Here is a 23754-nt window from a genome sequence, read left to right on the forward strand (position 1 = left end):
CCCAGGTGGGCAGGCACTGAGTTCACCGTGCGCGTTGGTGCCCCAAGAGGTGGTGTAACCGTTGGTGCCGAGGGGGAGACCATGTTCGTCCGGTAGTTCGGACCGCTCCGCGAATCGGTCTCTGCGCAGGCTGCGTGACAGCTCAGGGTGGTGTGGCGTCATGGCGTCGGGCTCCGGGGACATGAGTCGGTAAGGACGCCGACCAGTCTTCCCGGCACACCTATTGCGTCATGTGACGCCGCGCCCATGGTCGTTGATGCGAACGAGTATGTCCAGTTCCGGCCGCTTTTCCCTCGCTGAACGTGGACCGAAGTGCCCGATGAGTGCAGGTGCCAATATAGCCCCTGATCAGGCAAAATAACCCTTTGCCAACGAGTCGGTCTCGGATCGCCACTGTGGTGGCCGGTGTTCGCGTGTGGGCGTAGAGTCCCTCATCAGGTGTGCCGGGAAGTCTGGTCGGCGATGGCCGACCCCTACCCGAAACCAGGTGCCCGATGACCGAGACCACCGTCCACGGTGCCCGCATCTACCGCTCGGACCTCGCGGAGCGGGCCGTGCGCGATTGGTGTGAGGAACGACTCACCGAACTGCCCGGGCTCCGGTCACTTCCCGAACTCTCCACGTCCATCGGACCCACCCGGGCCTTCCGTTTCGAGGGTGGCCCCGGTGCTCCGGTGGTGGTGCTCAGCGGGACCAACTTCAACAGCGCCCTGAGCGCCTCGCCAGCCTCCGACATGTCCGCCGAGCGGGACGTGATCCTGGTGGACCTGCCCGGACAACCGGGTCTGAGCTGTGGCAAGCGCCCTCGCGGCCACCGCGCCCAGGCCTACGGGGACTGGCTCGACGAGGTGCTGCCCCGGCTCGTGGACCGGCCCGCGATCATCCTGGGGCACTCCCTCGGTGCCGCCGTGGCCCTGGCGGGCGAGCCGAGCTCCCTGGTCAAGGGGATGGTTTTGGTGGGTGCGGCGGGGCTGACCCCACCGGCGACCTCCCCCGAACTCATGCGGGTCACCCTGCCGTGGATGATCGGCCCCAGGGAGGACAAGAGCACCCGGCTGTTGAACTTCATGAGCGGACCCGACTTCCGGTACCCGGTCCACCCGTTCGCGTCCTGGATGACGATGGTGGGCAAATGCTGCAAGACCAGTCTGGCGCCGGGTCCGTTGCCGGCCGAGTCGCTGCTGGCCTGGCAGAGGAAGAACGTCATCGTGGCGACCGGTTCGGAGGACGTGTTCTTCTCGCCGGCGCGTCTGCACGGTCCGGCCCGACGGTTCCTGGACGCCGACGTGGACGTGTTGGAGGGTGCGGGCCACTTGGCTCCCTACGAGTTCTCCGAGCGGATCCGCGACCTGGTCACCCGAGCCGACGCGCCGGTGGAGGAAGCCGACCCGGCCGACTGACCGGGGTGGGGGAGGCATTCACGGTCGACTTCCGGCCTTGATCCATTACAGATGTGTCATGTAACTTATTTGATATGACACAGTCGAGCCCATCCAGAGTCGGCCGTCCCCGAAGCGGTGCGGCCGACGAGGCCATCCTCAAGGCCGCCTCGGACCTGCTGATCGAGGCGGGTATCGACGGCGCGGGCATCGACCAGGTCGCCAAACGTGCCGGGGTGAGCCGGCCGACGGTCTATCGGCGCTACGGCGATCGGACCGAACTGCACATCGCGGCGATCCACTGGACCTTCGGGTTCCGACCGAAGGAGATACCCCAGCCGCGGGACATCGAGGAACTGCTCGGTTGGTGGGCCCGGTCGTTGGAGGCGCCCGAGAACGAGCGGATCCGCAGTCTGACGTTGCGCCTGATGCCCGCGGGCCACGATCACCCGGAGTTCGCCGCGGTGTTCCGGGAGGTCAGCGTCGAGCCGCGCAACGCCGTGATCCGCGAGGTGTTGCACAAGGAGAAGGAGCGCGGCCGGTTCCCGCAGGACACCGATCTGGAGATCGTTCGGCAGATCCTCGCCGGTGCGGTCGTGACCCACCTGAACACCCACCCCAAGGGCGGCACGGTGCGCGAGGCCGAGGAGTTCTTCCTCGCCGTGCTCCACGAGACGAGGTTCCGCCCATGAACCCGCGGGTCGTGACCGCGACCCGAGTCGGTGACCGATGAGTTCCAGGGGAGATCCGAAGATGACCGAGAACACGACCGACGCCGACCCACTGCCCACGCGGCGTCCGACACCCTTCGACCCTCCCGTGGAGCTGGCCGGGCTGCGCCACGAGGATCCGGTCAGCCGACTGGCCTACCCGGACGGCCACACCGGTTGGCTGGTGACCGGGCACGCCCAGGTCCGACAGGTCCTGGCCGACTCCCGGTTCAGTACCCGCAACGAGATCCGGCACGACCCCTCACCGGGTGCCGACGTCACCGCACCGCCCCGACCGGCGCCACGTGGGATCTTCCTCAGCCACGACCCGCCCGAGCACACCCGCTACCGTCGGCTGCTCACCGGGCAGTTCACCGTCCGACGGATGCGCCGGCTGACCGCGCGCGTGGAGGAGATCGCCGAAGAACACCTCGATCGGATGGAACACCGGGGCCCGCCGGTGGACCTGGTGGAGGCGTACGCCTCACCGGTACCCGCCCTGGTCATCGGCGAGCTCCTCGGTGTACCCAAAGCGGACGTGGACCGGTTCCAACGGACCGTGGCGGCGGTGTCCCGGGTGGACTCCTCCAGGGAGGACAAGATGGCCGCCTTCGTCGCGATGCGGGGTTTCCTGAAGCGACTGGTGGACGACAAACGCGAAGAGCCCACCGACGACCTCCTCGGCGGGTTGGTCGAGGTGGGCGAACTGGAAGAGGACGAACTCACCAACATCGCCTTCATGCTTCTCGGGGCCGGGCTGGACACCACGGCCAACATGATCGGCCTGGGCGCCTTCCACCTGCTGACCCACCCCGAGCAGGCGGCGGTCCTGCGCGAGGAACCGGACAGCGGCCCCCGAGTCGTCGAGGAACTGCTGCGGTACCTGAGCATCGTTCCCTACACGCTGCGGACGGCGCTGGAGGACCTGGACCTGGGCGGACACCGGATCCGGGCGGGGGAGACCGTCACGGTCTCGATCACCGCGGCCGACCGCGACCCGAAGGTGTTCCCCGAGCCGGACACCTTCGATCCGCACCGATCGACCGGCGGGCACCTCGCCTTCGGCCATGGGATCCACCAGTGTCTGGGGCAACAGCTCGCCCGGGTCGAGATGCGGGTGGCCCTGCCGGCGCTGTTCACCCGGTTTCCCACACTCCGCATGGCGGTGCCCCAGAGCGAGGTTCCCACGCGAGAGGACATGGCCATCTACGGCGTCCATCGGCTTCCGGTCACCTGGGGGAGTGGATCGACATGAGGGTCCGGGTGGATCGGGAGGTGTGCGTGGGCGCCGGGATGTGCGCGTTGACCGAACCCGAGGTCTTCGACCAGGACCCGGAGGACGGGCGGGTCGTGCTGTCCGAGCCCGTGCCCCCGCCCGAATCATTCGACCGGGTGGACGAGGCGGCCGACGTTTGTCCTTCGGGGGCGATCACCGTCACCGACTGACGGGTTCAGGTCCTGTTCGGGTCGGTCGCCTTGCCGTCGAGCCAGAGCTCCGCGGATCCGTCACGGTGGCCGCCCGAGGTGCCCACGTGCTTGGCGTCGATCGTCGGCCCCTTCTTGATGACGTGGACCAAGGCCATCGCGTGGCCGCGACCGAGCCCGTAGTCGTCGCTCAACCACTGGATGATGGTGCCGGCCTTGACCGAGGGGTCGGCGAACCCCTTCTCCTTGGCGAGGTCGACCAGCTCACGCGGGACCAGACCGGTCTTGTCCTCGATGGTGTCCAAATAGGCCTGGAACGACATGGGCTTCTCCTTCGGGGAGGATTTCGTGGCCCGATACTCGCACCCGCCTACGACATTCCCGGAGAACCCGTTCCCGCCGAGTCGGCACGTCGCGCGGTTTCAGTCGTCCTTGAGGACCTGGGCGGTGGTGTGTTCGCCGATCCCGGCCAGCAGGGGGTTGTCGGCGGTGCTGGTGACGAGCACCGACGCGTAGACGACGGCCCAGGCGCGGGAGCGGGCCCAGGTGGGCTCGTCGACGCAGACCAGCCCGTCGAGGCGCTCCCGGAAGCGGGCGCGGTCGGGGGCCACGAAGGTCATCCAGGCGGTACCGAGATCGGTGGCCGGGTCGCCGCACGTGAGGTCGCCGAAGTCCAGGACGGCCGCGAGTCCGTTCGCGTCGTCGACCACGATGTTGGCGGGGTGCGGGTCACCGTGCAGCCACAGGGGCGGGCCCTCCCGGGCCGGGGTGTCGACCAGTTCGTGCCACAGGTCGAGGAGGTCGGCGGCGCGGGGGTGGTCGGAGTCGTCGAGGCGTTGGACGACGCGCTCGTGGCGTTCGCGCAGGGGCACCCCGCGGACCGGGTTGCGCGGGGCCTCCGGTGGCGCGGGTACGTGCAACCGGGAGAGGAAGAGCGCCAGGGGTTCGACGAGGGGGCCGCGTTCGGCGGGCGGGACCTCGGCCGCGGTACGGCCCTCGAACCACGGGTTGACCGACCAACTCCAGGGGTAACCGTGGCCGGGGCGGCCCACGTGGATCGGCGCGGGCACGGGAACGCCGACGCGCGTGGCGATCTCGGGCAGCCACCGTTGTTCCTTGAGGACCAGGTGAGCGGCGACCGAGCGGCGGGGCATGCGCACGCACAGGTCATCGCCCAGGGAGAACAGCGCGTTGTCCCACCCGTTGGCGACGGGTTCGATGGGGAGCCCGGCCAACTCGGGGCGCTGCTCGCGCAGGAGCGCGCGGACGAGGTCGGGGGTGACGTCGACTTCGGCTCGGGGGGTGCGCATCGTTCCAGTATGGGGCACGGGAGGCGCGCCCTCCCGTGCCCGGAACGGGGGCTCAGTAGTAGACCGCGAGCGGTCCGTTGGGTCCGTCGATGACGGTCACCGGGGTCTCGAACACCCGGGTGAGCACCTCGTCGGTCATGATCTCGTCCGGTGTGCCGAACTCGACGACCGAACCGTCCTTGACGGCGCAGATGTGGTCGGCGTAGTGGCCCGCGAAGTTGATGTCGTGCAGCACGATCACGATCGTGCGCTCCAGTTCCTCCGCCGCGCGTCGCAGGTGCTTCATCATCTGCACCGAATGGCGCATGTCGAGGTTGTTGAGCGGCTCGTCGAGCAGCACGTACTCGGTGTCCTGGCAGAGCACCATCGCGACGTAGGCGCGCTGACGCTGCCCGCCCGACAGTTGGTCGAGGTAGCGGTGTTCCAGGTCGGTCAGGGCCAGGAAGTCGATGGCCCGGCTGACGAGCTCCTCGTCGGTCACGGTCAGCCGCCCCTTGGAGTAGGGGAAACGGCCGAACGCGACGAGTTGGCGCACCGTCAGCCGGGTGACGAAGTGGTTCTCCTGGCGCAGGATCGAGACGACCCTGGCCAGGTCCTTGGACGCCGTCTTCGACACGTCGTGACCGGCGATATCGATGGTGCCCTGGTCCAGGCCGAGCAGCCGACCGATCATCGTCAGCAGCGTCGACTTGCCGGCGCCGTTCGGACCGACCAGCGCGGTCACGCCGCCCTTGGGGATCCGCAGGTCGACGGGGCCGATCGCGACCTCGCTGCTGTACTCCTTGCGCACACCGGTCAGGGTGATCACAGTCGGCCCTTTCTGAGGATGACGAACAGGAACACCAGTCCACCGACGAGTTCGATGATGATCGAGACCACGCCGTTGGCGTAGAAGATGTTCCGCATGACGAAGTAGGCGCCGCTGAGCACGACGAAGCAGGTCAGCACCGCGACCGGGAAGACGTACCGGTGGTCGTGGGTGTCGGCGAACTGGTAGGCCAGCGTCGCCACGAGGAAGCCCAGGAAGGTCATCGGGCCGATGAGCGCGGTGGAGACCGCCATCAGGATCGACACCAGGAACAGCACGCGCATCGTCTCGCGGCGGTGGTTCAGGCCCAGTCCCGTGCTCGCGTCACGCCCCAGCGCCACGATGTTCAGCCGCCGCGAACTCGCCCACAGCAGGACGGTGGCGATCAGGCACAGCGGTACCGCGACCGGCAGGTAGGACGCGTCGGCGTTGGCGATGTTGCCGAACAGCCGCGCGGCCAGCACGTCGAACTCGCTGGGCGTGAGCAGCCGCTGCATGAACGTGGAGACCGAGGCGAGGCCACCGCCGATGATGATGCCGATCAGCAGCATGATCTGCAGGTTTCCGTACCTGCCGGACAGCAGCCATCCGTACAACAGCATCGAGAAGCCGACCATGAGCGTGATCTGCAGCAGGAACTGCGAGACGCCCTGGACCGCCATGATCCCGGCGACGCCCAGGAAGTACACGGCGGCGGTCTGGATGGCGGTGTAGAGCGCCTCGAACCCCATGATCGACGGGGTGATGATGCGGTTGTTGGTGACGGTCTGGAAGCTGACCGTGGCGACGGCCTGGCAGATCGCGACCACGGCCATGATCACCAGGTTCGTGGCGCGCAACTCGGCGATGCGCCAGAAGCCGTCCGAGCCGATCGGCATCGGGTTGTCCCAGGCCAGCTGGCCGAAGGCGAATCCGACCGCGAGCACCGAGAGCACCGCGATGATGACCAGGTAGCGGCGACGGGCGCGCGGGGTGGACAGGGTGCGCGAGGAACGCTCCGAGGGCGGCGCGGTGAGCGGACGTTCGGTCACACGGGAAACGGTCGTCTCAGCCACGGCGACGCTGCCTCAACAGGAGAAGGATGAACACGACGGCACCGACGATCCCGAGGATGAGGGACACCGGTACCTCGAAGGGCATGATGATGGTCCGGCCGATCAGGTCGCAGACCGTGACGATTCCGACGCCCAACAGACACACCCACGGCAGGTTGCCGCGCAGGTCGTCGCCGCGGAACATCGAGACGACGTTGGGGACGATGAGGCCGAGGAAGGGCAGGTTGCCCACCACCACGGTCACGACTCCGGTCGCCACCGCGATCAGCCCGGTGCCGAGCAGGATGACCCGGTTGTAGTTCAGGCCGACGTTGGTGGAGATCTCCTCGCCCAGGCCGGCGACCGTGAACCGGTCGGCGACGACGAACACCGCCACGGCCACCAGGGCCACGATCCACAGCATCTCGTACTGGCCCCGCAGCACCGAGGTGAAGCTGCCGGCGAACCACACGCCGAGGTTCTGCAGCATGTCGGTCTGCAACGCGATGAAGGTGGAAACCGCGCTGACGACGGCGCCCAACATGATGCCCACGATCGGCACGATGAGCGAGGACCGCAGGGTGACGCGGCGCAGGAAGAGGAAGAACACCATCGTGCCGATGAAGGCCGCCAGCACCGCGCCGAACATGCGGGTGGCGATGCTCGCGCCCGGCAGCAGGATCATCACGGTGAGCAGGCCGAGCCCGGCCCACTCGGTGGTGCCGGTGGTCGTCGGTTCGACGAAGCGGTTCTGCGTCAGCAACTGCATGACCAGGCCGGACATCGCCATGGCGGCGCCGGCCAGTACGAGGGCGATCGTGCGCGGGATGCGGGTGATCGCGAACATCTCGTCACCGTCGTCGGCGCCGAAGACGTCGTACACGCCGGTGAACAGCGACAGCACGAGCAGTGCGCCCACGACGGCGACACCGATGAGCAGCTTCCAGTCGAGGAGCCGGCCCTTGTCCCGTGTGCGCGACGGGGCCGGGGTCGCGGTGTTCGTCATGTTCCGGTGACCTCCGCGCGGCGGCTCGCGCCGGCGGTGGTGCTCCAGGCATCACCGCGGGCGCGAGACATTCGGGTGGGCCGGATCAAGCCTGAGCCTCCAGGGAGTCGGCGAAGGCGTTGAAGAACTCGGTGTAGGTCTGGATGCCCTCGTTGGTGTAGGTGTCGACGGGCATGTGGACGATCTGCTCGTCCTCCACGGCGGTCACCTTCGAGAGCGCCTCGGAGCTCGCCAGGATGTTCTCGGCGGTCTCGTAGCCCTCCTCGTCGGCGGCGACGGCGGCGTCGCGGTCCATCACGAGGATCCAGTCGGGGTCGGAGTCGGCGATCGCCTCGACGGAGATGTCGTCGCCCTGGTGGTCTTCGCTGGAGCCCTCGACCTCCAGTGCCGGGGTCAGCTCGAAGATGTCGAAGGCCGGGCCGAGGGTGCGACCGACGCCCGGGGCCAGGTAGCCGATCTCGCCGCCGGAGGTGGTGACGGCCATGACGCTGTCGCCCCCGTCGTAGGCCTCGTTGACCCGCTCGACCGAAGCGTCGAAGTCGGCGATGGTCTGCTCGGCCTCGTCCTGCTTGCCGAAGACCTCGCCCAGGACCTCGACCTGGCGCTTGAGTTCGGCGTCGAAGGGCTCGCCCTCACGCGGGTCCAGTTCGAGGATGGTCGCGTCTGGCACCAGGGAGGCGATGTCGTCGTGGTACTGGGCGAAGCGCTGCCCGTTGACGACCAGGTCGGGTTCGGCGGCGACGATCGCTTCGAGGTCGGGCTCCCGGTGCGAGCCGAGGTCGATGATCGAGTCGTTCCGCGTGTAGTCGATGGTGTCGGGCATGAGGGACACGGCACCGGCGGAGAGCTCCACGCCCCAGTCCGAGAGGGTCTCGAAGGTGCGGTTGTCGAGCGCCACCACCGACGCGGGCGGGACGGCGACCGTCTGCGTGCCGTTGTTGTCCTCGACCTCGACGGTGTCGCTCGCGGCGGCGGTGTCCTCGGTCTCTTCCTGACCGGTGGAACAGGAGGTCAGGGCCAGGGCGGACGCCAGGGTGAGGGAGAGCGCCGCGAACGGACGGGGGACGGACTTCATGGAGGTCTCCTTACGAGTTCTTGATGTAGGGGAGCCTAACCTAACTTCAGTATCGAATGCTCAACGGAGTGCAGTTTTGAGACCTTCTCCTCACTTTGCACCGCTTTGACCTGTGCCTTCGTCGGAGAAGTTCGGGTAACTCGCGGGTAGCAAAGTACGATCCACCAAGAATCAGGGGTGCAGGTACCCCTCTTGTGTGACGTACGGGTGCCATGGATTCGCGCCCTCACACCGATTACCGTCGGAGGGCACCGGTCGACTCCGGCTCCACCAGGAAAAGAGCGGTCCCATGCAAGAAGGCACCACGGCACCGACGAAGAGCCGGAGGGGCAGCGACTTCTCGCGGCTCTCCCTGCGGGTTCGGGAAGCCGGACTCATGGAACGCACGCCCGCCTACTTCGCGATCCGGTTGACGCTCATCCTCCTGGCCTACGTCGGTGGTTGGACGGCCTTCGTCCTCATCGGGCCCTCATGGTGGCAACTGGTCACCGCCGTCGCCCTGGCGGTGGTGTTCGGCCAGGTGGGGCTGGTCTCCCACGAACTCGCGCACCGACAGATCTTCAACGGTCGTCGCCTCAGCGAGGGCGTGGGCCGACTCGTGGGCAACCTCGGGATCGGGTTGGGCTACGGGTGGTGGCAGGACAAGCACACCCGACACCACGCCAACCCCAACCACGAGGAATTCGACCCCGATGTGCAAGCGGACCTGTTCGTGTGGTCCGAGGACCAGGCGGAACAGGCCCGGGGTCTCCCGGCGTTCTTCGGCCGCTACCAGGCCTTCCTCTTCTACCCGGTCCTGCTGCTGGAGGCGCTCAACCTCCACTACGGGAGCGTGCGCGCGTTGCTGCGCCCCTCCACCAAGCACCGCGTTCTGGAGGGTGTGCTGCTGGGCGCCCACTTCGTGATCTATCTCGGAGTGGTCTTCGTGGTCCTCGACCCGCTACAGGCGGTCGCGTTCATCGCGATCCAACAGGGCCTGTTCGGGGTCTACCTCGGCTGCATCTTCGCGCCCAACCACAAGGGGATGCCGACCCTGAAGAAGGGCGAGAAACTCGACTTCCTGCGCAAGCAGGTGCTGACCTCGCGCAACATCCGGGGCGGGGCCTTCACCGACCTGGCGCTCGGTGGGCTCAACTACCAGATCGAGCACCACCTGTTCCCGAACATGCCCAGCCCGCACCTGGCGAAGGCACAGCCGATCGTGCGCGACTACTGCGCGGAGATCGGGATCCCGTACCACGAGACGGGGTTCGTCCGCTCGCACGCGGAGGCGATCACCCACCTGTACCGAGTGGGCGCCCCCCTGCGCGGGAGCGCCCCCGCCTGAAGTCGAGGAACCCGGTTCAATCGTGTCGGTCGCGCTCTCGGGCGCGGGCCGACTCGGTGTGCGAGTCCGGTTCGGCGTCCGGCAGCGGCACCGCGCGCAGGATCTCGTTCGCCTCGTTGAACTCGGCGGCCGGCATGGCCCGCAGGGCGCTCACCATCTCCTCGTCCGCTCCCGCGTCCAGGGCGGCGTTCACCACCGTGTCCCGTGTCACCGGGAACCGTACGCCTTCCAGAACGTTCCGGAGCCCCGCAAGGCCGCGTTCGACACCCATCACTGCCCCCAACGGTAGAAGGGCCCGGACGCGCCGCCCCGAGGAGCGGAATCGACCGGACCCGCACTGGCAGGGTGGGGCTACCCTGTGCCACCTTCGCTCAATCGCGCGCGTTCCCAGACCTGAGCCATGGTGTCGGCCGTGACCACCGACGCCGCGTGTTTCGCGAGTACGGAGAAGGTGCTCTCCTGGGATTCGCGCAGGTAGGAGGCGGTGGCGTCGGCGACCAGGAAGGTGCGGTAACCCGACTGGAAACCGTCGCGCACGGTGGCGTCCACGCAGCAGTCGGTGGTCAGCCCGCACACCGCCAACCAGGTGATCCCCCGTGAACGCAGTAGCGCGTCCAGGCCGGTTCCGTGGAAGGCCGAATAGCGTCGCTTGACCACCACGTCCTCCCCGCCGGCGGGGGAGACCCGGAACCAGTCCGCGCCGGGGGTCCCGGCCACGCAGGGCTCCAACGGAAGCCGCGTGGCGGTGGACGCGTCGAGCAGACCTCGGAGCCAGAGCGAGGACCACCAAGGGGACTCGGGATCCTGTTCCAGTCGCACCCAGACCACCCGCACGTCGGCCGCGCGAGCCCGTTCGACCAGCCAGGAGATCCGGGTGACGGCGTCCCACACCCGGGACCGTGCCTCCTCGTCCAACCAGGGGAGATGTTCGGGGTCGCCGAAGTCCCGCTGGACGTCCACGACCACCAACGCCGCCTCCTCCCGCGCCGACGGGACCGGGCGAGAGCGCCCGGACACGTCGACGACGTCGAGACTCACGCCGGCGCCCCCGCCGTGGACCGCAGCATCGGCATCACGCGTTCGCCGAACGCCGCGAGGTCCGCGTGGTAGTCGGGGAAGATCAGCATCAGACCGTCCAGCTCGGCCTCCTCGACCATCTCGTTGATCCTCTTGGCCACCGTGCCGGGCGACCCCGTCACGAAGGGGGTCTGGAAGGCCTCGTCCTCCGGGCGCTCGGCCGTCAGCGACAGTGCCTTGTCCGCGGGCAGCCCCCAGGAGCGCTTCATGTTGACGATCGCCTCGATGTCGGCGCCTCGGCCGTACTCCCGGCGACGGGCCTCCGCGGCGGCGTCGGTGTCGTCCATGATCACGGTGAGCATCGAGTAGGTACGGATGGTGCGACCCAGGCGGGCCGCCCCGGCACGGACCCGCCGACACGCGTCCCGGAGCCCGGTCAGGTCGTGGGCGGTGAGGAACGACCCGTCGCAGTGCCGGGCCTGGAAGTCCAGCCCGGCCGGGGACCGACCGGCGGCGATGATGGTCGGCGGCGCGGTGGGGTGCGGCAGGGAACGGCAGTCCCGCAGGTCGAAGAACTCGCCGTCCAGGGTCACCGAGTCCTCGGTCCACAGCCGGCGCAGCGCCGTGGCCCACTCCTCGGTGTACCGATAGCGGTCGGCGTGCTCCAGGTCCTCACGCCACAGCCCCATCTGCCGGAACTCGTCGGCGTAGGAACCGACGACGATGTTCATGCCGGCGCGTCCGCCGCTGATCTCCTGGAGGGTGGTGAACATCTTGGCGGCCAGGGCGGGGTGGAAGAGGTTGGTGTGGACGGTCGCCCACACCCCGACCCGTTCGGTGGCCTCGGCCAGCCCCGCCATCATCGTCATCGACTCCAGGGTGTGGTCCCAGTGCCCGGTGGCGCCGCCGTAGCCGCGCCACTTGCCCATGGACATGACGAAGTCGAAGCCGTGCTCCTCGGCGAGGGTCGCGGAGCGGCGGTTGTAGGCGTAGGTCGCCTCCGGATGGGGCGCCGTCTCGGACACGATCCAGCCGCCGCTGCCGATGGGCAGGAAGATCCCGTACTCGGTTCCGGGAGCCCTGAGATTCGTCATCGTGGTACCTCGGTTCCTCTCGGGTTCACTCGTCGCCGGGCCAGACGACCTCGGTGGCCACGTGGACCGCTTCCAGGTAACGGGGGTCGAACATGGGCTCCAGGTCCGGGACCGAGTCCAGTTCGCCGCTGTCCTTGAGGATCTCCACCTCGTCCTCGGTCATGCTGAGGTCGATGTAACCGTTGACCTGGTCGTCCGGGGTGGAGCCGCCCACGAGTTCGCGTTCGGTGTCCCACACCTTGAGGTTGTGCTCGGTGTCGTATCCGGCCTCGTCGAGTTCGGCGGCGTATCCCACGCACTCCTCGCCGTTCTCCGAGCAGTGGTCGAAGGCCCGGGCGACGGCGCGCAGGAAGTCCTCGACGACGGTGGGGTGTTCCTCGGCCCACTCGGGGTTCGTGGCCATCACCCCGAAGGAACCGACCACCCCGAAGTCCTCGGGCAACCACTCGGTGTACTTCTCGTCCATGGCGTCGAGCTGGTGCGGTTCGTTGGAACGGAAGCCGGTGAGCGCCTGGACCTGGTCGCGCGGCAGCACGGAGGGGTCGTATCCGGCCTCGACCTGTTCGATGGTGTCGACGTCGACCCCGGCCTCGACCAGCATGGCCTCCACGGGTGCGGGCAGCATGCTCTGGTGGCCCAGGGTCTGTCCCTCCAACTCGGTCAGGTCGTCCACGCCCTGTTGGGTGAGCAGGGTGGAGATGGGCACGTGCCCATAGGTGGCGATGCCCACCACCTCGTGGTCGCGCTCGTTGGCCTGGACGATCTCGGCCTCGTTGCTGGCGGGGGTGAACTGCGCGGTTCCGGCCGACACCAGCTGGGCGTTGCCCATCACGTCGCCGTTGCCGGGTTGGATCTCCACGTCCAGGCAGAGCGTCTCGAACAGTCCCAGGGCGTCGGCCGCGATGACCTCCAGCTGACTGACGGAAGCCTGGTAGTGGTATCCGGTGACGAAGGTGATCGTCCCGGCCCGCTGGTTGTCCATGCAGCGGTCGTCGTCGATGACGGCCGCGGCCGCGTCCTGTTCGGGTGCTTCCTGGCCGCAGGCCGAGGTCAGGAGTGCGCCGGTGAGGAGGGCCGCCGTGAGACGTCCGGGGCGGATCGGATGGCTCGGGAGGGTCATGTAGGGGGTTTTCCGTTCTCTGTGGGGGGTCATCCGGAGGGATGTCGTCGGGACTCGTGCCAGAACAGCACCCGGCTTTCGATCACCGTGACCAGCGCGAGCATGGTGAGTCCCATCGCCGCCAGGCAGGTGACGGCGGCGTAGACGAAGTCCAGGCGTGCGGTGGAGGCGGAGTTGCGGATCATGGTGCCGAGGCCTCCGGAGGAACCGGCGGCCACGAACTCGGCGACCACCGCGCCGACCACGGACAGCGGCAGGACGACTCGTAGGGCGGCCAGCGTGTAGGGCAGGCTGCCGGGGAGCCGTAGCCGGAGCAGGACCTCCCAACGGGAGGCGTTCAGTGTCTGAAAGACCTGCAACACGGTCGGGGAGACCGAACGCAGGCCGGTCGTCACGTTGATCAGGACCGGGAAGAACGTGATGATCGCGGTGACGATGACCTTGGGGGCCATCCCGAAGCCGAACGCGACCACCAGCGCCGGCGTGATCGCCACGACCGGGGTCACGTTCAGGACCACCGCGATCGGCATGAGGGCGCGGCGGACCACCGGGACCTCGGACATGACGACCGCGAGGACGAAGGCCGAGATCGCGCCCGCGGCCACACCGGTCAGCGCGATGCCCAGGGTGGACCAGGCGTTCCCGAGGAACAGTGCCGGGTTCTCCACCAGGGCCGTTCCGACCTCGCCCAGCCCCGGCAGGATGTAGGGGTGCGCCTCGGCCACCGCCGCCCACACCGCACCGAGGATCAGCAGGAGGACGGTCGTGGGCAGCCACACGAAGGGGTGGAACACGGAACGGGCGCGGGGACGCCGTTCGGTCGTGTCCCGTGCGGGTTCCGGGGACGGGGAAATGGCGGAGGGGCCGATCACCTCGGTGCTCATGACGCCACCGACTCCGTGGCGGTGATCCCGGAGCTCCAGGCTCCGTGCAAGGAGGCCCGGACCCGGCCCTCCACCTCACGCGTGCGCGAGGCCGAGACGACCTCCCGGTCTCGGGGGCGGGGCAGGTCGACGTCGAGGACCTCGTGGACGCGGCCGGGTCGCGCCGACATCACGATGACCCGGTCGGAGAGCACGACCGCCTCGTGCACGGAGTGCGTCACGAACACGACCGTGGTGGCCCGCCGCTGCCACAACTCCAGGAGCTGCATGCGCAGGGCCTCACGGGTGAACTCGTCGAGGGCGGAGAAGGGTTCGTCCATCAGCAGCACGTCCGGGCGCAGGCCCAGGGCGCGGGCGATGGCCACCCGCTGGCTCATACCGCCGGAGAGCTGGTGCGGATAGCGGCGGGCGGAGTCCTCCAGCCCGACCGCGCGCAGCAGGTCGTCGGTGGACTCGGGTGGTGTTCCGCGTCGGCGGTTGACCATGGTGGGCAGGGCGATGTTCTGGCGGACGTTCAGCCAGGGCAGCAGCGCCGGGGTCTGGGGGACCAGGCCGATCGCCTTGCGTCGACACATCTCGCGGGGCGTACGGCCGAAGAGGGACACGTGGCCGTGGTCGGGGACGGTGAGCCCGGCGATCACCCGCAGCAGGGTGGATTTGCCGCAACCGCTGGGGCCGATGAGGCTGACGAAGCGGCGGTGCGGGATCTCCAGATCGATGTCCTGGAGCGCGGGCCGGTCGGACGCTCCACCCCGGTAACGCTTGGTGAGGTGGCGTATCTCGATGTCATCGCTGGTCACAGTGCGTCCACCCGGGTGGGCGGAGCGTTCTTCATCTGGGCATGCGTTTCCATGCACCCTCCGGGGCGTGCTCGGGTAGGGGGTCCCAAGGACGTCAAGGGGAGTGCGGGCGGAAGCGCATGGGACGTCAGCGGCCCGCGGGGTCGTTGACCCGTCAAAGGTAGGAGTACTTCATTGCCGTTCGGTGAACGGATGATCACGGACTGATATCGCGCGGAAAGTTTCCTTCATCATCGCCGACCAGAACCGTATGGATCCTTCTCTGTTCGAGGGCCGCGGACAACCAGCTTCCCTGGCTGAGGAGGTGGGAGAGATCCGGACTCAGCGCGAGGATCAACGTCGCGTCGGGGAAGTGGGCGTCCCGTAACCAGATGAGTTTGAAGGCGTCCGCGATGACCTTGTTGCGATGCGCGGACTTGACGCGCCCGCCGGCGCGGGTGGCCTGGACCAGCACCCTGGGCGGGTCTCGGTCGGCCCCGTCGACGCCGACCCGGACGCCGTCGGGCAGGGTGAAGCGGTGTGGGGTCAGGGGCGTTCCACACTTGGCGGAGAGCGCCTCGATCATGTTCAGGACGGGCGGTGTGGGGTGGCCGGAGGGGGTCTGCGTCGGTTCTGTCATGAGTGGGACGGTAGTGCACGGAAAGCTTGCCGTGTCGCCCTTGTGTTCATGTGAATCGCCGGTGCCCGGGGTATGCCGGTAAGGGTCGTCGCCGCCCGGACCCTCAGTTCGCCCCGGGCCAGACCAACTCGGATCCCTCGTGGACCGCCTCCAGGTAACGGGTGTCGAAGAGGGGTCCCAGATCGGGGACCTCGTCGAGTTCGCCGTTGGCCAGCAGGGTCTGCGCCTCCCGTTCGGTCAGTTCGAGGTCCACGAAGCCCCGAGGCTCACCATCGGGGGTGGAGGAGGCCACGAGTTCGCGCTCGGTGTCCCACACCTTGAGGTTGTGCTCGGTGTCGTAGCTCGCCCGGTCCAGTTCGGCCGCGTACCCCACGCATGCCCCGGCGGCGTCCTGACAGTGGTCGAACGCGTGGCCGACGGCCCGGAGGAAGTCCTCGGTGGCGGTGGGGTTCTCCTCCGCCCAGACGGGGTCGGTCACCATCACCCCGAAGGAGCCGACCACCCCGAAGTCCTCGGGCATCCACTGGGTGTACTCCTTACCCAGGGCGTCGAGTCGATGCGGTTCGTTGGAACGGAAACCCGTGAGGGCCTGGACCTGGTCGCGCGGGAGCACGGAGGGGTCGTATCCGGCCTCGACCTGTTCGATGGTTTCGAGATCCACGCCGGCCTCGACCAGCATGGCCTCCACGGGTGCGGGCAGCATGCTCTGGTGGCCCAGGGTCCGCCCCTCCAGTTCGGTGAGGTCGTCGACGCCGGTCCCCGTGAGCAGCGTGGAGATCGGCACGTGCCCGTAGGTGGCGACGCCGATGACCTCGTGGTCGCGCGTGTCCGCCTGCAGGACCTCGGCCTCGTTGCTCATCGCGGTGAACCGAGCGGTCCCGGCGGACACCAGTTGGGCGTTGCCCATCAGGTCGCCGTTGCCGGGCTGGATCTCCACGTCCAGGCACAGGGCGTCGAAGTACCCGAGGGCATCGGCGGCGATGACCTCCAGCTGGGTGACGGAGGCCTGGTAGTGGTAGCCGGTGACGAAGGTGATCGGCCCGGACTCCCGGTTGACGTCGCACCGCTCCTGGTCGATGGCGACGGCCACCTCGGGGGTGTCGGCGTCCTCGCCGCAGGCCGTGGCGAGGAGGGCGGCGGCGGTCAGGACCGCGGCGGGTCCGAGGAGGCGGAACCGCTGCTGAGCGGGGACGGGCATCGGCTGGTTCTCTTTCGTTTCATCCACGGGTGGGGCGTCGGGAGTCGTGCCAGAACAGCAGGCGCTTCTCCACCAGGGTGACCAGGGTGAGCAGGAGCACGCCCATGGCCGCCAGGCAGGCGACCCCGGCGTAGACGTGGTCCAGGCGCGCGGTGGAGGCGGAGTTGCGGATCATGGTGCCGAGGCCGCCCGAGGAACCGGCGGCCACGAACTCGGCGACCACCGCTCCCACCAGGGACAACGGAACCACCACGCGCAGCGCGGCCAGCGTGTAGGGCAGGCTGCTCGGGACGCGCAGTCGCAACAGCACCTCCCAGCGGGAGGCGTTCAGGGTGCGAAAGACGTGCAGGACCGGGAGGGGCACCGAACGCAGGCCGGTGGCCACGTTGATCAGCACGGGGAAGAACGTGATGATCGCGGTGACGATGACCTTCGGCGCCATTCCGAACCCGAACGCGACCACCAGCGCCGGCGTGATCGCCACGACCGGGGTCACGTTCAGGACCACCGCGAACGGCATCACGGCCCGGCGCACCATCGGGATCTCCGACATCAGCAGGGCCAGCACGAACGCGCTGCCCGCGCCCACGCCCACGCCCACCAGGGCGATGCTCAGCGTCGCCCAGGCATTCTCCAGGAACAGCGGAGGGTCGCCGACCAGGGCGGATCCGACCTCGCCCAGCCCCGGCAGGATGTAGGGGTGCGCCTCGGCCACCGCGGACCAGGCCAGGCCGAGCACGACCAGGACCACGGTGGCGGGCAGCCACGTGGCGGGGTGCAGGACCGAACGTCGACGGGCGCCGCGCGCGGGCGCGGCGGGCGTGCCCTCCGGGACGGGTGGGACCGTGGCGTTCGGAACCGGGGTCGGAGGTGTCGAACCGAGGTCCCCGGTGCCGTCGGCCTCGTCGGTGACGCGGGTGGCGATGCCCGCCTCCTCTCTCACAGCGGAACGAGGTCGTCGGGGGCGGCGCCGGCCTTCCACGCGCTCTGCAACGAGGCGCGGACCCGGTCCTCCAGATCGTGCATGTGCGGCCCCTTCACGACCTTCCGGTCACGGGGGCGGGGCAGGTCGACGTCGAGGACCTCGTGGATACGACCGGGGCGGGCCGACATCACGACGATCCGGTCGGAGAGCACGACCGCCTCGCGGACGGAGTGCGTCACGAACACGACCGTGGTGGCCCGCTGCTGCCACAGGCCCAGGAGTTGGTACTGCAGGGCCTCGCGGGTGAACTCGTCGAGGGCGGAGAAGGGTTCGTCCATCAGCAGCACGTCAGGGCGCAGGCCCAGGGCCCGGGCCACGGCGACGCGTTGGAGCATGCCGCCGGAGAGTTCGTGCGGGTACTGGCCGGCGGCCTCCTCCAGCCCGACGGCGCGCAGCAGCTCGTCGGGGGAGTCGATCTCCGAACCGGCGCGGCGGTTGACCTTCCCCGGCAGGGCGATGTTCTGACGGACGGTGAGCCAGGGCAGCAGGGCCGGGGTCTGGGAGACCAGGCCGATGGCCTTGCGTCGGCTCGCCTGCTTCGGGCTCCGGCCGAGCAGGGAGACCTGTCCGGTGTCGGGGTGATCCAACCCGGCGAGGATGCGCAACAGGGTGGACTTGCCGCAGCCGCTGGGGCCGATGAGGCTGACGAACTGGCGGTGGGGGATCTCCAGGTCGATGTTCTGGAGCGCGGGGCGATCCGGGCGTGCGCCCGGGTGACTCTTGGTGAGGCCGCGCACCTCGATCCCGGCGGTCACCGTGGCTCCACGGCGGTCGGCCGGGCGCCCCCGGCCCGGGTGTGGTGTCGCACTGTGCACTCTCCAGGTGTTCGTCCTCGGCGGGTACGGACGGGCCGTAGGGCCCCTCATACCCGCCGGTAGGTCCCCACTTGAGTGACGATAGTTCACCGCGTTTTCTTCCGTACCGCCGCTGTGCCCTTGTTCACCTGGGGCGGCGGGGTGCGAAACCGGAGGTCGCCCGGCCGACGTGGCCGTGTTCGACCATCCCGGGCCGAGGTGGATCGAGGGTCCGACGAGTCACCCCCGGGCGGCCCGCAGCATCCGCAGCTGCCCGATCTCGGCGGCGTTCTTCATGAGTTCGGCGTTGACCCACCAGGCCGTGTCCGCCCGGGTCCGTCCCTCCGGCCAGGGGAAGGCCGTGGGAGCGTCCAGGTCGATCCCTTCGAGGGCCTCGCGCCACTCCGCCCCCAACTCGCGCAGCCAGGGCACGGCACGCTCCTCGCCCGGCCAGGTCACCTCGGTGCGTTCCCGTACCGGGCGTTCCAGGACGTGGTCGAGGGTGACCGACCACCACCAGCCGATGTGCCAGGTGATCCAGGCGATGGTCGGTACCGGGACCGGGTCGGGTTCGGTCTCGGCCCAGTCCGGGTGCCACCGGCCGTCGGCTTGTCGGTGCACGGTCCAGCGGAGCGGAGCGGGCTCCCAGAGGTGGTCCTGCGGATCCAGGCGTTCCAGGTGGTATTCGAACAGCGCCCAGGTCATGTCGTACTGGTCGCGCAGCAGGTCACGTCGAGGATCAGGCATGCGCCCAACCTCTCACGCGGTACCGGTCCGAGAAAGCCCTTTTCCCCGGGGCGGCCGAAGCACCGGGACCTACAATGTCGAGGGTGTTCGACAGAGTGAGGAAGTGGCTGGGAGAACACGTGGTGCTGGTCGACACGATCAGCGTCGCTCCCCTTCTGTTGCTGACCGCGAGCGCCCATCTCGGTGCCGGCGACGCGGATCCCTCGTCCGTCTACGCGGCCCTCGCGTTCGCGCTCCTGCTGCCCTTGGTGCTGCGGCGGACCCTCCCCATGACGGTGTTCACGGTCATCGCCGTCGTCGCCGCGGTGCAGATGCTCTCGCCGGTCGGGTTGATCGTCGCCGACCTCGCGCTCCTGGTGGCCCTGTACACCGTCGCGTCACTCAGTGATCCGGTCCGGGCGACCGTCGCGCTGGTGGTGGTCGAAGCCGGTCTCCTCGTGGCCCTCCTGCGGTCCGAGTACGTCGGTTGGGACGACTGGGACGCCTTCGCCCTGTACTCCTGTCTCATCCTGCTCTTCTGGGTGGTGGGGCTCTACACGAAGGTGCGGCGGCGCCACTTCGCAGGGCTGGAGGAACGGGCGCGGTGGCTGGAGCGGGAGCGGGACGCTCGCGCGCGGGTCGCGGTGGCCGAGGAACGCGAGCGCATCGCCCGCGAGATGCACGACGTCGTGGCGCACAACCTGAGCGTGATGGTGGTCCAGGCCGAGGGCGCGACGTACGCGATCGACCAGGACCCCGCGCGTGCCAAGAACGCCCTGGGGGCCGTCGCGGCGACCGGAAGGTCGGCTCTAGCGGAGGTCCGCGGGATACTCGGCGTCCTCCGAGAGGACGACGAGGAGGAGTACGTACCGCGGCCCGGCCTGGAGCAGGTGGCACAGGCGGTCGAACGGGTACGCGAAGCGGGCCTGCCGGTGGAGTACACCGTCGACGGACGCAGATGCGAACTGTCGACCGGGATGGAACTCGCCGCATACCGCGTGGTCCAGGAGGCCCTGACCAACACGCTCAGGCACGCCGGCCCCGACGTGGGCCGGGTCCTGGTGCGTGTGCGCTATGGCGAGGACGCCCTGGAGTTGAGCGTCCGCGACGACGGAGGGGGTGGTGAGCCCGCCGTCGCGGCGGTGGACGGCGACGGTGGTCACGGTCTGATCGGTATGGGCGAGCGGGTCTCGGTGTACGGCGGTAGCGTGCGCGCGGGGCCCCGCGCCGACGGAGGTTTCGAGGTGGTGGCGTCACTGCCGCTGCGTTCCGACACCGGGTGAGCCGAGAGGCAGAGAAGGAGAGCAGTGAACGCACCGGACGAGCAGCCCCGGGAGACGATCCGCGTCGTCCTGGTCGATGACCAGGAGTTGGTGCGGACGGGTTTCCAGATGGTCCTGGATTCCCAACCCGACATGCGGGTCGTGGGCCAGGCCGGGGACGGGGCTCAGACCCTGCGTCTGTTGGAGACCGTCGCGGCCGACGTCGTCGTCATGGACGTGCGGATGCCCCGCATGGACGGGGTGGAGGCCACCCGCCGGCTCCGTGCCACGGCCGGCGGCCCGCGGGTGCTGATGCTGACCACCTTCGACCTGGACGAGTACGTCTACGCGGCGCTGCGGGCCGGGGCGAGCGGATTCCTGCTCAAGGACGCGCCGTCCTCCGCCTTGTTGTCGGCGATCCGCTCCGTTCACTCCGGCGACGCCGTGGTCGCCCCCAGCGCCACGCGACGGCTCCTCGATCGGTTCGCCGACCACCTGCCCGGGGGAGAGGAGGACCGTCACGGGTCCCTGGACTCCCTCACGCCCCGCGAGCGGGAGGTTCTGGTGCTGATGGCCCGTGGGTACTCCAACTCCGAGATCGCCGGCCGACTGTACGTGTCCGAGACGACGGTCAAGACCCACGTGCGCCGGATCCTGACCAAACTCGACCTGCGTGACCGCGTCCAGAGCGTGGTCCTGGCCTACGAAGTCGGTCTGATCGAGCCTGGTGGAGGGGGACGGGTCAGTGGACGTCGCGTCGGTCCAGGAGAACCGCCGCACCGGCCACCAGCGCGACCGTGAGCGCGAGGGCCACGGCCACAAGGACGCCCAACGTGGGAAGGGCGACCGAGCCATCGTCGACGAAGGCGCCGGTCCCCACCTGGGTCACCCGGCTCACCAGGCCGTACGGCAGGAGCAGCGCCGGGGTCTCCAACCGGGTCAGTAGCAGGAGCGTGCCGACGGTCGCCCCCGCCAGCGCCACGGCGACGGGGGCCGCGAAGGACCGCATCAGCATGGACAGGCCGGACTGTAGGGCGGCCAGTGGGAGACAGGCCACGACGATCACCACACTGACCGCGAGGTATCGGGGCGGTAGGCCCCCGGGCAGGTCGAACACCAGCTTCCCGGCCACGATCACGCCGATCACCAGGACCATCTGAAGGGCCGCCGTCAACGCGGCCGTCACTGCCGTCTTGGCGACCACGATGTCCAGGCTGGAGGTGACGCGCCCCATCAGCGCGTTCCAGTTGCCGCCCTGGTGTTCGACCCGCCACACCAGGGCGGCGAGCACGGCCACCCCCGCGGCCAACGGAAACAGACCGTAGAAGACCACGATCCGCATCCACAGGGTGTGCCAACCGTCGCCCGGCGGCTGCCCGGAGACGAGGGTGTTGACCACGCCCGTGACCACGGCCATCAGTGGCAGGAACACCACCACGGCCCAGCTCAGCGAGCGTCGCAGTTTGACGAGTTCGGCACGGATCGTTCTCGTCATCGGGCCTCCTGTCGGTCGAACAGCCGGGTGAGGGCGAGAAACCCGGCCCCGCCCACCACACCCAGGACGATCACGCTCGGATGGTGCGGGTCGAGATCGACCACACCGACTTCGGTCAGGTCCACGGGTATGACCAGCCCGTAGTAGCTCCACGGGGGCAGCAGGTGGCCGATCCACGGGGGCAGTCCGGTTCCGGTCAGGGCCACGAACGTGCCCAGGACACCGACACCCAGGCTCACGAGCTGGTTGAGGACGCGTGCCGACAGCAGGATGTGCAAGGCGAGCAGCACCAGGTTGATCACCAGGACCGAGGCGGTGTGGCCCAGCCACTGCCCCGTGGGGAAGTCGACGGAGATACCGACCGACCAACCGAGGGCGGCCACCAGCGCGCTCTGTGTCAGTGTCGCTCCGGCCACCAGTGAACCCGTGGCGACGAACTTGGCGCGCCACAACCCGCCCGCGGTCACCCCCGAGGTCTGGGAGAGGAACCAGCCGTTGCCCTGGTGCTCGATGTCGACCTGCCGTCCGGCCACGATCGCCAAGAGGAGGGGAGAGATCAGGGCCACCGCCAACGCCGGCCCTCCGAGCAGCCACTGCCAGGGGCGCGCGTGGGGATCGTCGATCGCGTCCAGGAAACCGGGGGCGGTGAACGTCAACGAGGAGAAAGCGACCACGCCGACGACCATGACGGCGAGTACGGGCAGGGTGCGCAGGCGTCGCATCTTGGCGAACTCGGCCACCACGACTCGACCGGTCACAGACCCCGCCCCCCGGTCAGATCCATGAACACGTCCTCCAGGGACTGTTCCTCCCGCCGCACTCCGTGGACGGGGATCCGTTCGTGGACCAGCCGATCCACCAAATATGCGGTGGCGGCGTGGTCGAGTCCGGGGACGCGCACGCGGTCTCCGTCTCGGACCGCGTTCCATCGGCCGGCCAGGGTGGTCGCGCGCTCTGGTTCCGGGGTGTCGACGAGTACGTCGGGGGTGGAACGGGAGAACAGTTGCTCCCGGGTCCCTTGGAAGAGCATGCGTCCGCCGGCCAGGATCCCCAGGACGCTCGCGGTCCGATCGATCTCGCCCAGGAGGTGGCTGGAGACCATCACGGTGATCCCCCGTTCGGTCAGCCGGGTGAGCAGGTCCCGCACCTCCTCGATCCCGGCGGGGTCGAGACCGTTGGTGGGTTCGTCGAGGATCAGCACGCGCGGCTCTCGGGCCAACGCCATGGCGATGCCCAGGCGCTGTCGCATCCCGAGGGAGTACTCGCGCACACGCTTGTCGAGGTGGTCCTGTAGGCGGACGGTTTGTACTGCTCGCTGGACCTGTCCCTGGTCCAGGTCCAGCAGGTGTCGCACCAGCCGCATGTTCTCGGCGCCTGTGAGGTGGCCGTAGGCCGGTGGGGCCTCGATCAGCGAACCGATCTCGCCCAGGAGTTCACGGCGGGTCGAACGTCGCATCGGGCGGCCCAGGACGTGGACCTCGCCGGCGGTGGGGCGTACCAGCGACAGCAGCATCTTCATCGTGGTCGACTTCCCGGAACCGTTGGGTCCCAGGAAGCCGTAGACACAACCCTGCGGCACACGCAGGTGCAGATCGTGGACGACCGTCCGCTTTCCGTAGGTCTTCTTCAGGTCATGGGTGATGATCGCGTTGGACACGGTCGCAGTGTGGTTCTCCGACCGGGTCG

Annotated in this window: 27 protein-coding genes; 7 read left to right on the forward strand and 20 right to left on the reverse strand. The window is 68.9% G+C overall.

Going from position 1 to position 23754, the window contains the following annotated elements; genetic code table 11:
• Nucleotides 1–494 precede the first annotated feature (494 nt).
• From ACWGSK_RS17410 to ACWGSK_RS17425, 4 genes are all read left to right on the forward strand, one after another.
• Entirely contained in the window at nt 495–1400 is a 906-nt protein-coding gene (locus tag ACWGSK_RS17410) for an alpha/beta fold hydrolase (RefSeq protein WP_358509801.1), read from the forward strand.
• Nucleotides 1401–1474: 74 nt separating this feature from the next.
• Nucleotides 1475–2071: a TetR/AcrR family transcriptional regulator gene (locus tag ACWGSK_RS17415; protein WP_358509799.1), complete on the forward strand. Its 597-nt coding sequence runs from the start codon at nt 1475–1477 to the stop codon at nt 2069–2071.
• A 61-nt stretch (nt 2072–2132) separates the two neighbouring features.
• Nucleotides 2133–3344, forward strand: coding sequence for a cytochrome P450 (locus tag ACWGSK_RS17420; RefSeq protein ID WP_452456249.1), 1212 nt, complete (start codon nt 2133–2135; stop codon nt 3342–3344).
• On the forward strand, nt 3341–3535 hold the full coding sequence (locus ACWGSK_RS17425; protein ID WP_452456250.1) for a ferredoxin: 195 nt from the start codon (nt 3341–3343) through the stop codon (nt 3533–3535). Before ACWGSK_RS17420 ends, ACWGSK_RS17425 begins: the two co-directional genes overlap by 4 nt.
• Nucleotides 3536–3540: 5 nt before the next feature.
• On the opposite strand, the gene ACWGSK_RS17430 is transcribed toward ACWGSK_RS17425, so the two are convergent.
• The 6 genes from ACWGSK_RS17430 to ACWGSK_RS17455 all read right to left on the reverse strand — a co-directional run bounded on the left by ACWGSK_RS17430 (nt 3541) and on the right by ACWGSK_RS17455 (nt 8747).
• Nucleotides 3541–3837: a DUF4287 domain-containing protein gene (locus tag ACWGSK_RS17430; RefSeq protein WP_452456251.1), complete on the reverse strand. Its 297-nt coding sequence runs from the start codon at nt 3835–3837 to the stop codon at nt 3541–3543.
• Between the two features lie 99 nt (nt 3838–3936).
• On the reverse strand, nt 3937–4824 hold the full coding sequence (locus ACWGSK_RS17435) for an aminoglycoside phosphotransferase family protein (RefSeq protein ID WP_452456252.1): 888 nt from the start codon (nt 4822–4824) through the stop codon (nt 3937–3939).
• Between the two features lie 52 nt (nt 4825–4876).
• Nucleotides 4877–5632: an iron ABC transporter ATP-binding protein gene (locus tag ACWGSK_RS17440; RefSeq protein ID WP_452456253.1), complete on the reverse strand. Its 756-nt coding sequence runs from the start codon at nt 5630–5632 to the stop codon at nt 4877–4879.
• Complete coding sequence (locus ACWGSK_RS17445; protein WP_452456254.1) at nt 5629–6663, reverse strand: iron chelate uptake ABC transporter family permease subunit; 1035 nt, start codon at nt 6661–6663, stop codon at nt 5629–5631. Before ACWGSK_RS17445 ends, ACWGSK_RS17440 begins: the two co-directional genes overlap by 4 nt.
• A gap of 16 nt (nt 6664–6679) precedes the next feature.
• Nucleotides 6680–7672, reverse strand: coding sequence for an ABC transporter permease (locus ACWGSK_RS17450; RefSeq protein WP_452456255.1), 993 nt, complete (start codon nt 7670–7672; stop codon nt 6680–6682).
• A gap of 85 nt (nt 7673–7757) precedes the next feature.
• On the reverse strand, nt 7758–8747 hold the full coding sequence (locus tag ACWGSK_RS17455; protein WP_452456256.1) for a siderophore ABC transporter substrate-binding protein: 990 nt from the start codon (nt 8745–8747) through the stop codon (nt 7758–7760).
• A gap of 376 nt (nt 8748–9123) precedes the next feature.
• Between ACWGSK_RS17455 and ACWGSK_RS17460 the strand changes: the two genes are divergently transcribed.
• On the forward strand, nt 9124–10074 hold the full coding sequence (locus ACWGSK_RS17460; RefSeq protein ID WP_452456328.1) for a fatty acid desaturase family protein: 951 nt from the start codon (nt 9124–9126) through the stop codon (nt 10072–10074).
• A 16-nt stretch (nt 10075–10090) separates the two neighbouring features.
• Here the strand turns inward: ACWGSK_RS17460 and ACWGSK_RS17465 are convergent, their stop codons facing one another.
• The 11 genes from ACWGSK_RS17465 to ACWGSK_RS17515 form a co-directional block, all read right to left on the reverse strand.
• Nucleotides 10091–10345, reverse strand: a complete 255-nt coding sequence (locus ACWGSK_RS17465) for a DUF2795 domain-containing protein (protein WP_358509904.1) — start codon at nt 10343–10345, stop codon at nt 10091–10093.
• A gap of 80 nt (nt 10346–10425) precedes the next feature.
• Nucleotides 10426–11112: a cysteine hydrolase family protein gene (locus ACWGSK_RS17470; protein ID WP_452456257.1), complete on the reverse strand. Its 687-nt coding sequence runs from the start codon at nt 11110–11112 to the stop codon at nt 10426–10428.
• A complete protein-coding gene (locus ACWGSK_RS17475) occupies nt 11109–12185 on the reverse strand; it encodes an LLM class flavin-dependent oxidoreductase (protein WP_358509745.1) in 1077 nt (358 codons plus the stop codon). The genes ACWGSK_RS17470 and ACWGSK_RS17475 overlap by 4 nt, the downstream gene beginning before the upstream one ends.
• Before the next feature lie 25 nt (nt 12186–12210).
• Entirely contained in the window at nt 12211–13305 is a 1095-nt protein-coding gene (locus ACWGSK_RS17480; RefSeq protein ID WP_358509743.1) for an ABC transporter substrate-binding protein, read from the reverse strand.
• Between the two features lie 29 nt (nt 13306–13334).
• On the reverse strand, nt 13335–14189 hold the full coding sequence (locus ACWGSK_RS17485; RefSeq protein WP_452456258.1) for an ABC transporter permease: 855 nt from the start codon (nt 14187–14189) through the stop codon (nt 13335–13337).
• Nucleotides 14186–14989: an ABC transporter ATP-binding protein gene (locus ACWGSK_RS17490; RefSeq protein ID WP_452456259.1), complete on the reverse strand. Its 804-nt coding sequence runs from the start codon at nt 14987–14989 to the stop codon at nt 14186–14188. Before ACWGSK_RS17490 ends, ACWGSK_RS17485 begins: the two co-directional genes overlap by 4 nt.
• A 196-nt stretch (nt 14990–15185) precedes the next feature.
• Nucleotides 15186–15608 (reverse strand): hypothetical protein, encoded by a 423-nt coding sequence (locus tag ACWGSK_RS17495; protein ID WP_452456260.1) that lies wholly within the window; start codon nt 15606–15608, stop codon nt 15186–15188.
• Nucleotides 15609–15711: 103 nt separating this feature from the next.
• The gene (locus ACWGSK_RS17500) at nt 15712–16806 is read right to left on the reverse strand and encodes an ABC transporter substrate-binding protein (RefSeq protein WP_452456261.1); all 1095 of its coding nucleotides are present in this window, start codon (nt 16804–16806) and stop codon (nt 15712–15714) included.
• A gap of 19 nt (nt 16807–16825) precedes the next feature.
• Nucleotides 16826–17749 (reverse strand): ABC transporter permease, encoded by a 924-nt coding sequence (locus ACWGSK_RS17505; protein WP_358509730.1) that lies wholly within the window; start codon nt 17747–17749, stop codon nt 16826–16828.
• The gene (locus ACWGSK_RS17510; protein WP_358509727.1) at nt 17746–18546 is read right to left on the reverse strand and encodes an ABC transporter ATP-binding protein; all 801 of its coding nucleotides are present in this window, start codon (nt 18544–18546) and stop codon (nt 17746–17748) included. The genes ACWGSK_RS17505 and ACWGSK_RS17510 overlap by 4 nt, the downstream gene beginning before the upstream one ends.
• Nucleotides 18547–18825: 279 nt before the next feature.
• Nucleotides 18826–19332: a DinB family protein gene (locus tag ACWGSK_RS17515; protein WP_452456262.1), complete on the reverse strand. Its 507-nt coding sequence runs from the start codon at nt 19330–19332 to the stop codon at nt 18826–18828.
• Nucleotides 19333–19415: 83 nt separating this feature from the next.
• On the opposite strand from ACWGSK_RS17515, the gene ACWGSK_RS17520 reads away from it, so the two are divergent.
• Nucleotides 19416–20594, forward strand: coding sequence for a sensor histidine kinase (locus tag ACWGSK_RS17520; RefSeq protein ID WP_452456263.1), 1179 nt, complete (start codon nt 19416–19418; stop codon nt 20592–20594).
• A gap of 24 nt (nt 20595–20618) precedes the next feature.
• Nucleotides 20619–21374, forward strand: a complete 756-nt coding sequence (locus tag ACWGSK_RS17525; RefSeq protein ID WP_358507257.1) for a response regulator transcription factor — start codon at nt 20619–20621, stop codon at nt 21372–21374.
• Here the strand turns inward: ACWGSK_RS17525 and ACWGSK_RS17530 are convergent.
• The 3 genes from ACWGSK_RS17530 to ACWGSK_RS17540 are packed head-to-tail and all read right to left on the reverse strand — an operon-like array spanning nt 21316 to nt 23725.
• A complete protein-coding gene (locus ACWGSK_RS17530) occupies nt 21316–22068 on the reverse strand; it encodes an ABC transporter permease (RefSeq protein ID WP_358507255.1) in 753 nt (250 codons plus the stop codon). The two genes, ACWGSK_RS17525 and ACWGSK_RS17530, sit on opposite strands and share 59 nt — an antisense overlap.
• Entirely contained in the window at nt 22065–22826 is a 762-nt protein-coding gene (locus tag ACWGSK_RS17535) for an ABC transporter permease (RefSeq protein WP_358507253.1), read from the reverse strand. The genes ACWGSK_RS17530 and ACWGSK_RS17535 overlap by 4 nt, the downstream gene beginning before the upstream one ends.
• The gene (locus tag ACWGSK_RS17540) at nt 22823–23725 is read right to left on the reverse strand and encodes an ABC transporter ATP-binding protein (protein WP_358507251.1); all 903 of its coding nucleotides are present in this window, start codon (nt 23723–23725) and stop codon (nt 22823–22825) included. The genes ACWGSK_RS17535 and ACWGSK_RS17540 overlap by 4 nt, the downstream gene beginning before the upstream one ends.
• Between the last annotated feature and the right edge of the window lie 29 nt (nt 23726–23754).

The sequence above is a fragment of the Nocardiopsis sp. NPDC055551 genome (genome assembly GCF_053619415.1).

Excerpts from the sequence above, each read along its gene's own strand:
- ACWGSK_RS17455 (WP_452456256.1), bottom strand. The coding sequence starts at position 8,747 with ATGAAGTCCGTCCCCCGTCCGTTCGCGGCGCTCTCCCTCACCCTGGCG.
- ACWGSK_RS17425 (WP_452456250.1), top strand. The coding sequence starts at position 3,341 with ATGAGGGTCCGGGTGGATCGGGAGGTGTGCGTGGGCGCCGGGATGTGC.
- ACWGSK_RS17500 (WP_452456261.1), bottom strand. The coding sequence starts at position 16,806 with ATGCCCGTCCCCGCTCAGCAGCGGTTCCGCCTCCTCGGACCCGCCGCG.
- ACWGSK_RS17420 (WP_452456249.1), top strand. The coding sequence starts at position 2,133 with ATGACCGAGAACACGACCGACGCCGACCCACTGCCCACGCGGCGTCCG.
- ACWGSK_RS17430 (WP_452456251.1), bottom strand. The coding sequence starts at position 3,837 with ATGTCGTTCCAGGCCTATTTGGACACCATCGAGGACAAGACCGGTCTG.
- ACWGSK_RS17495 (WP_452456260.1), bottom strand. The coding sequence starts at position 15,608 with ATGACAGAACCGACGCAGACCCCCTCCGGCCACCCCACACCGCCCGTC.
- ACWGSK_RS17465 (WP_358509904.1), bottom strand. The coding sequence starts at position 10,345 with ATGGGTGTCGAACGCGGCCTTGCGGGGCTCCGGAACGTTCTGGAAGGC.
- ACWGSK_RS17530 (WP_358507255.1), bottom strand. The coding sequence starts at position 22,068 with ATGACGAGAACGATCCGTGCCGAACTCGTCAAACTGCGACGCTCGCTG.
- ACWGSK_RS17460 (WP_452456328.1), top strand. The coding sequence starts at position 9,124 with ATGGAACGCACGCCCGCCTACTTCGCGATCCGGTTGACGCTCATCCTC.
- ACWGSK_RS17485 (WP_452456258.1), bottom strand. The coding sequence starts at position 14,189 with ATGAGCACCGAGGTGATCGGCCCCTCCGCCATTTCCCCGTCCCCGGAA.
- ACWGSK_RS17475 (WP_358509745.1), bottom strand. The coding sequence starts at position 12,185 with ATGACGAATCTCAGGGCTCCCGGAACCGAGTACGGGATCTTCCTGCCC.
- ACWGSK_RS17435 (WP_452456252.1), bottom strand. The coding sequence starts at position 4,824 with ATGCGCACCCCCCGAGCCGAAGTCGACGTCACCCCCGACCTCGTCCGC.
- ACWGSK_RS17515 (WP_452456262.1), bottom strand. The coding sequence starts at position 19,332 with ATGCCTGATCCTCGACGTGACCTGCTGCGCGACCAGTACGACATGACC.
- ACWGSK_RS17410 (WP_358509801.1), top strand. The coding sequence starts at position 495 with ATGACCGAGACCACCGTCCACGGTGCCCGCATCTACCGCTCGGACCTC.
- ACWGSK_RS17450 (WP_452456255.1), bottom strand. The coding sequence starts at position 7,672 with ATGACGAACACCGCGACCCCGGCCCCGTCGCGCACACGGGACAAGGGC.
- ACWGSK_RS17480 (WP_358509743.1), bottom strand. The coding sequence starts at position 13,305 with ATGACCCTCCCGAGCCATCCGATCCGCCCCGGACGTCTCACGGCGGCC.
- ACWGSK_RS17415 (WP_358509799.1), top strand. The coding sequence starts at position 1,475 with ATGACACAGTCGAGCCCATCCAGAGTCGGCCGTCCCCGAAGCGGTGCG.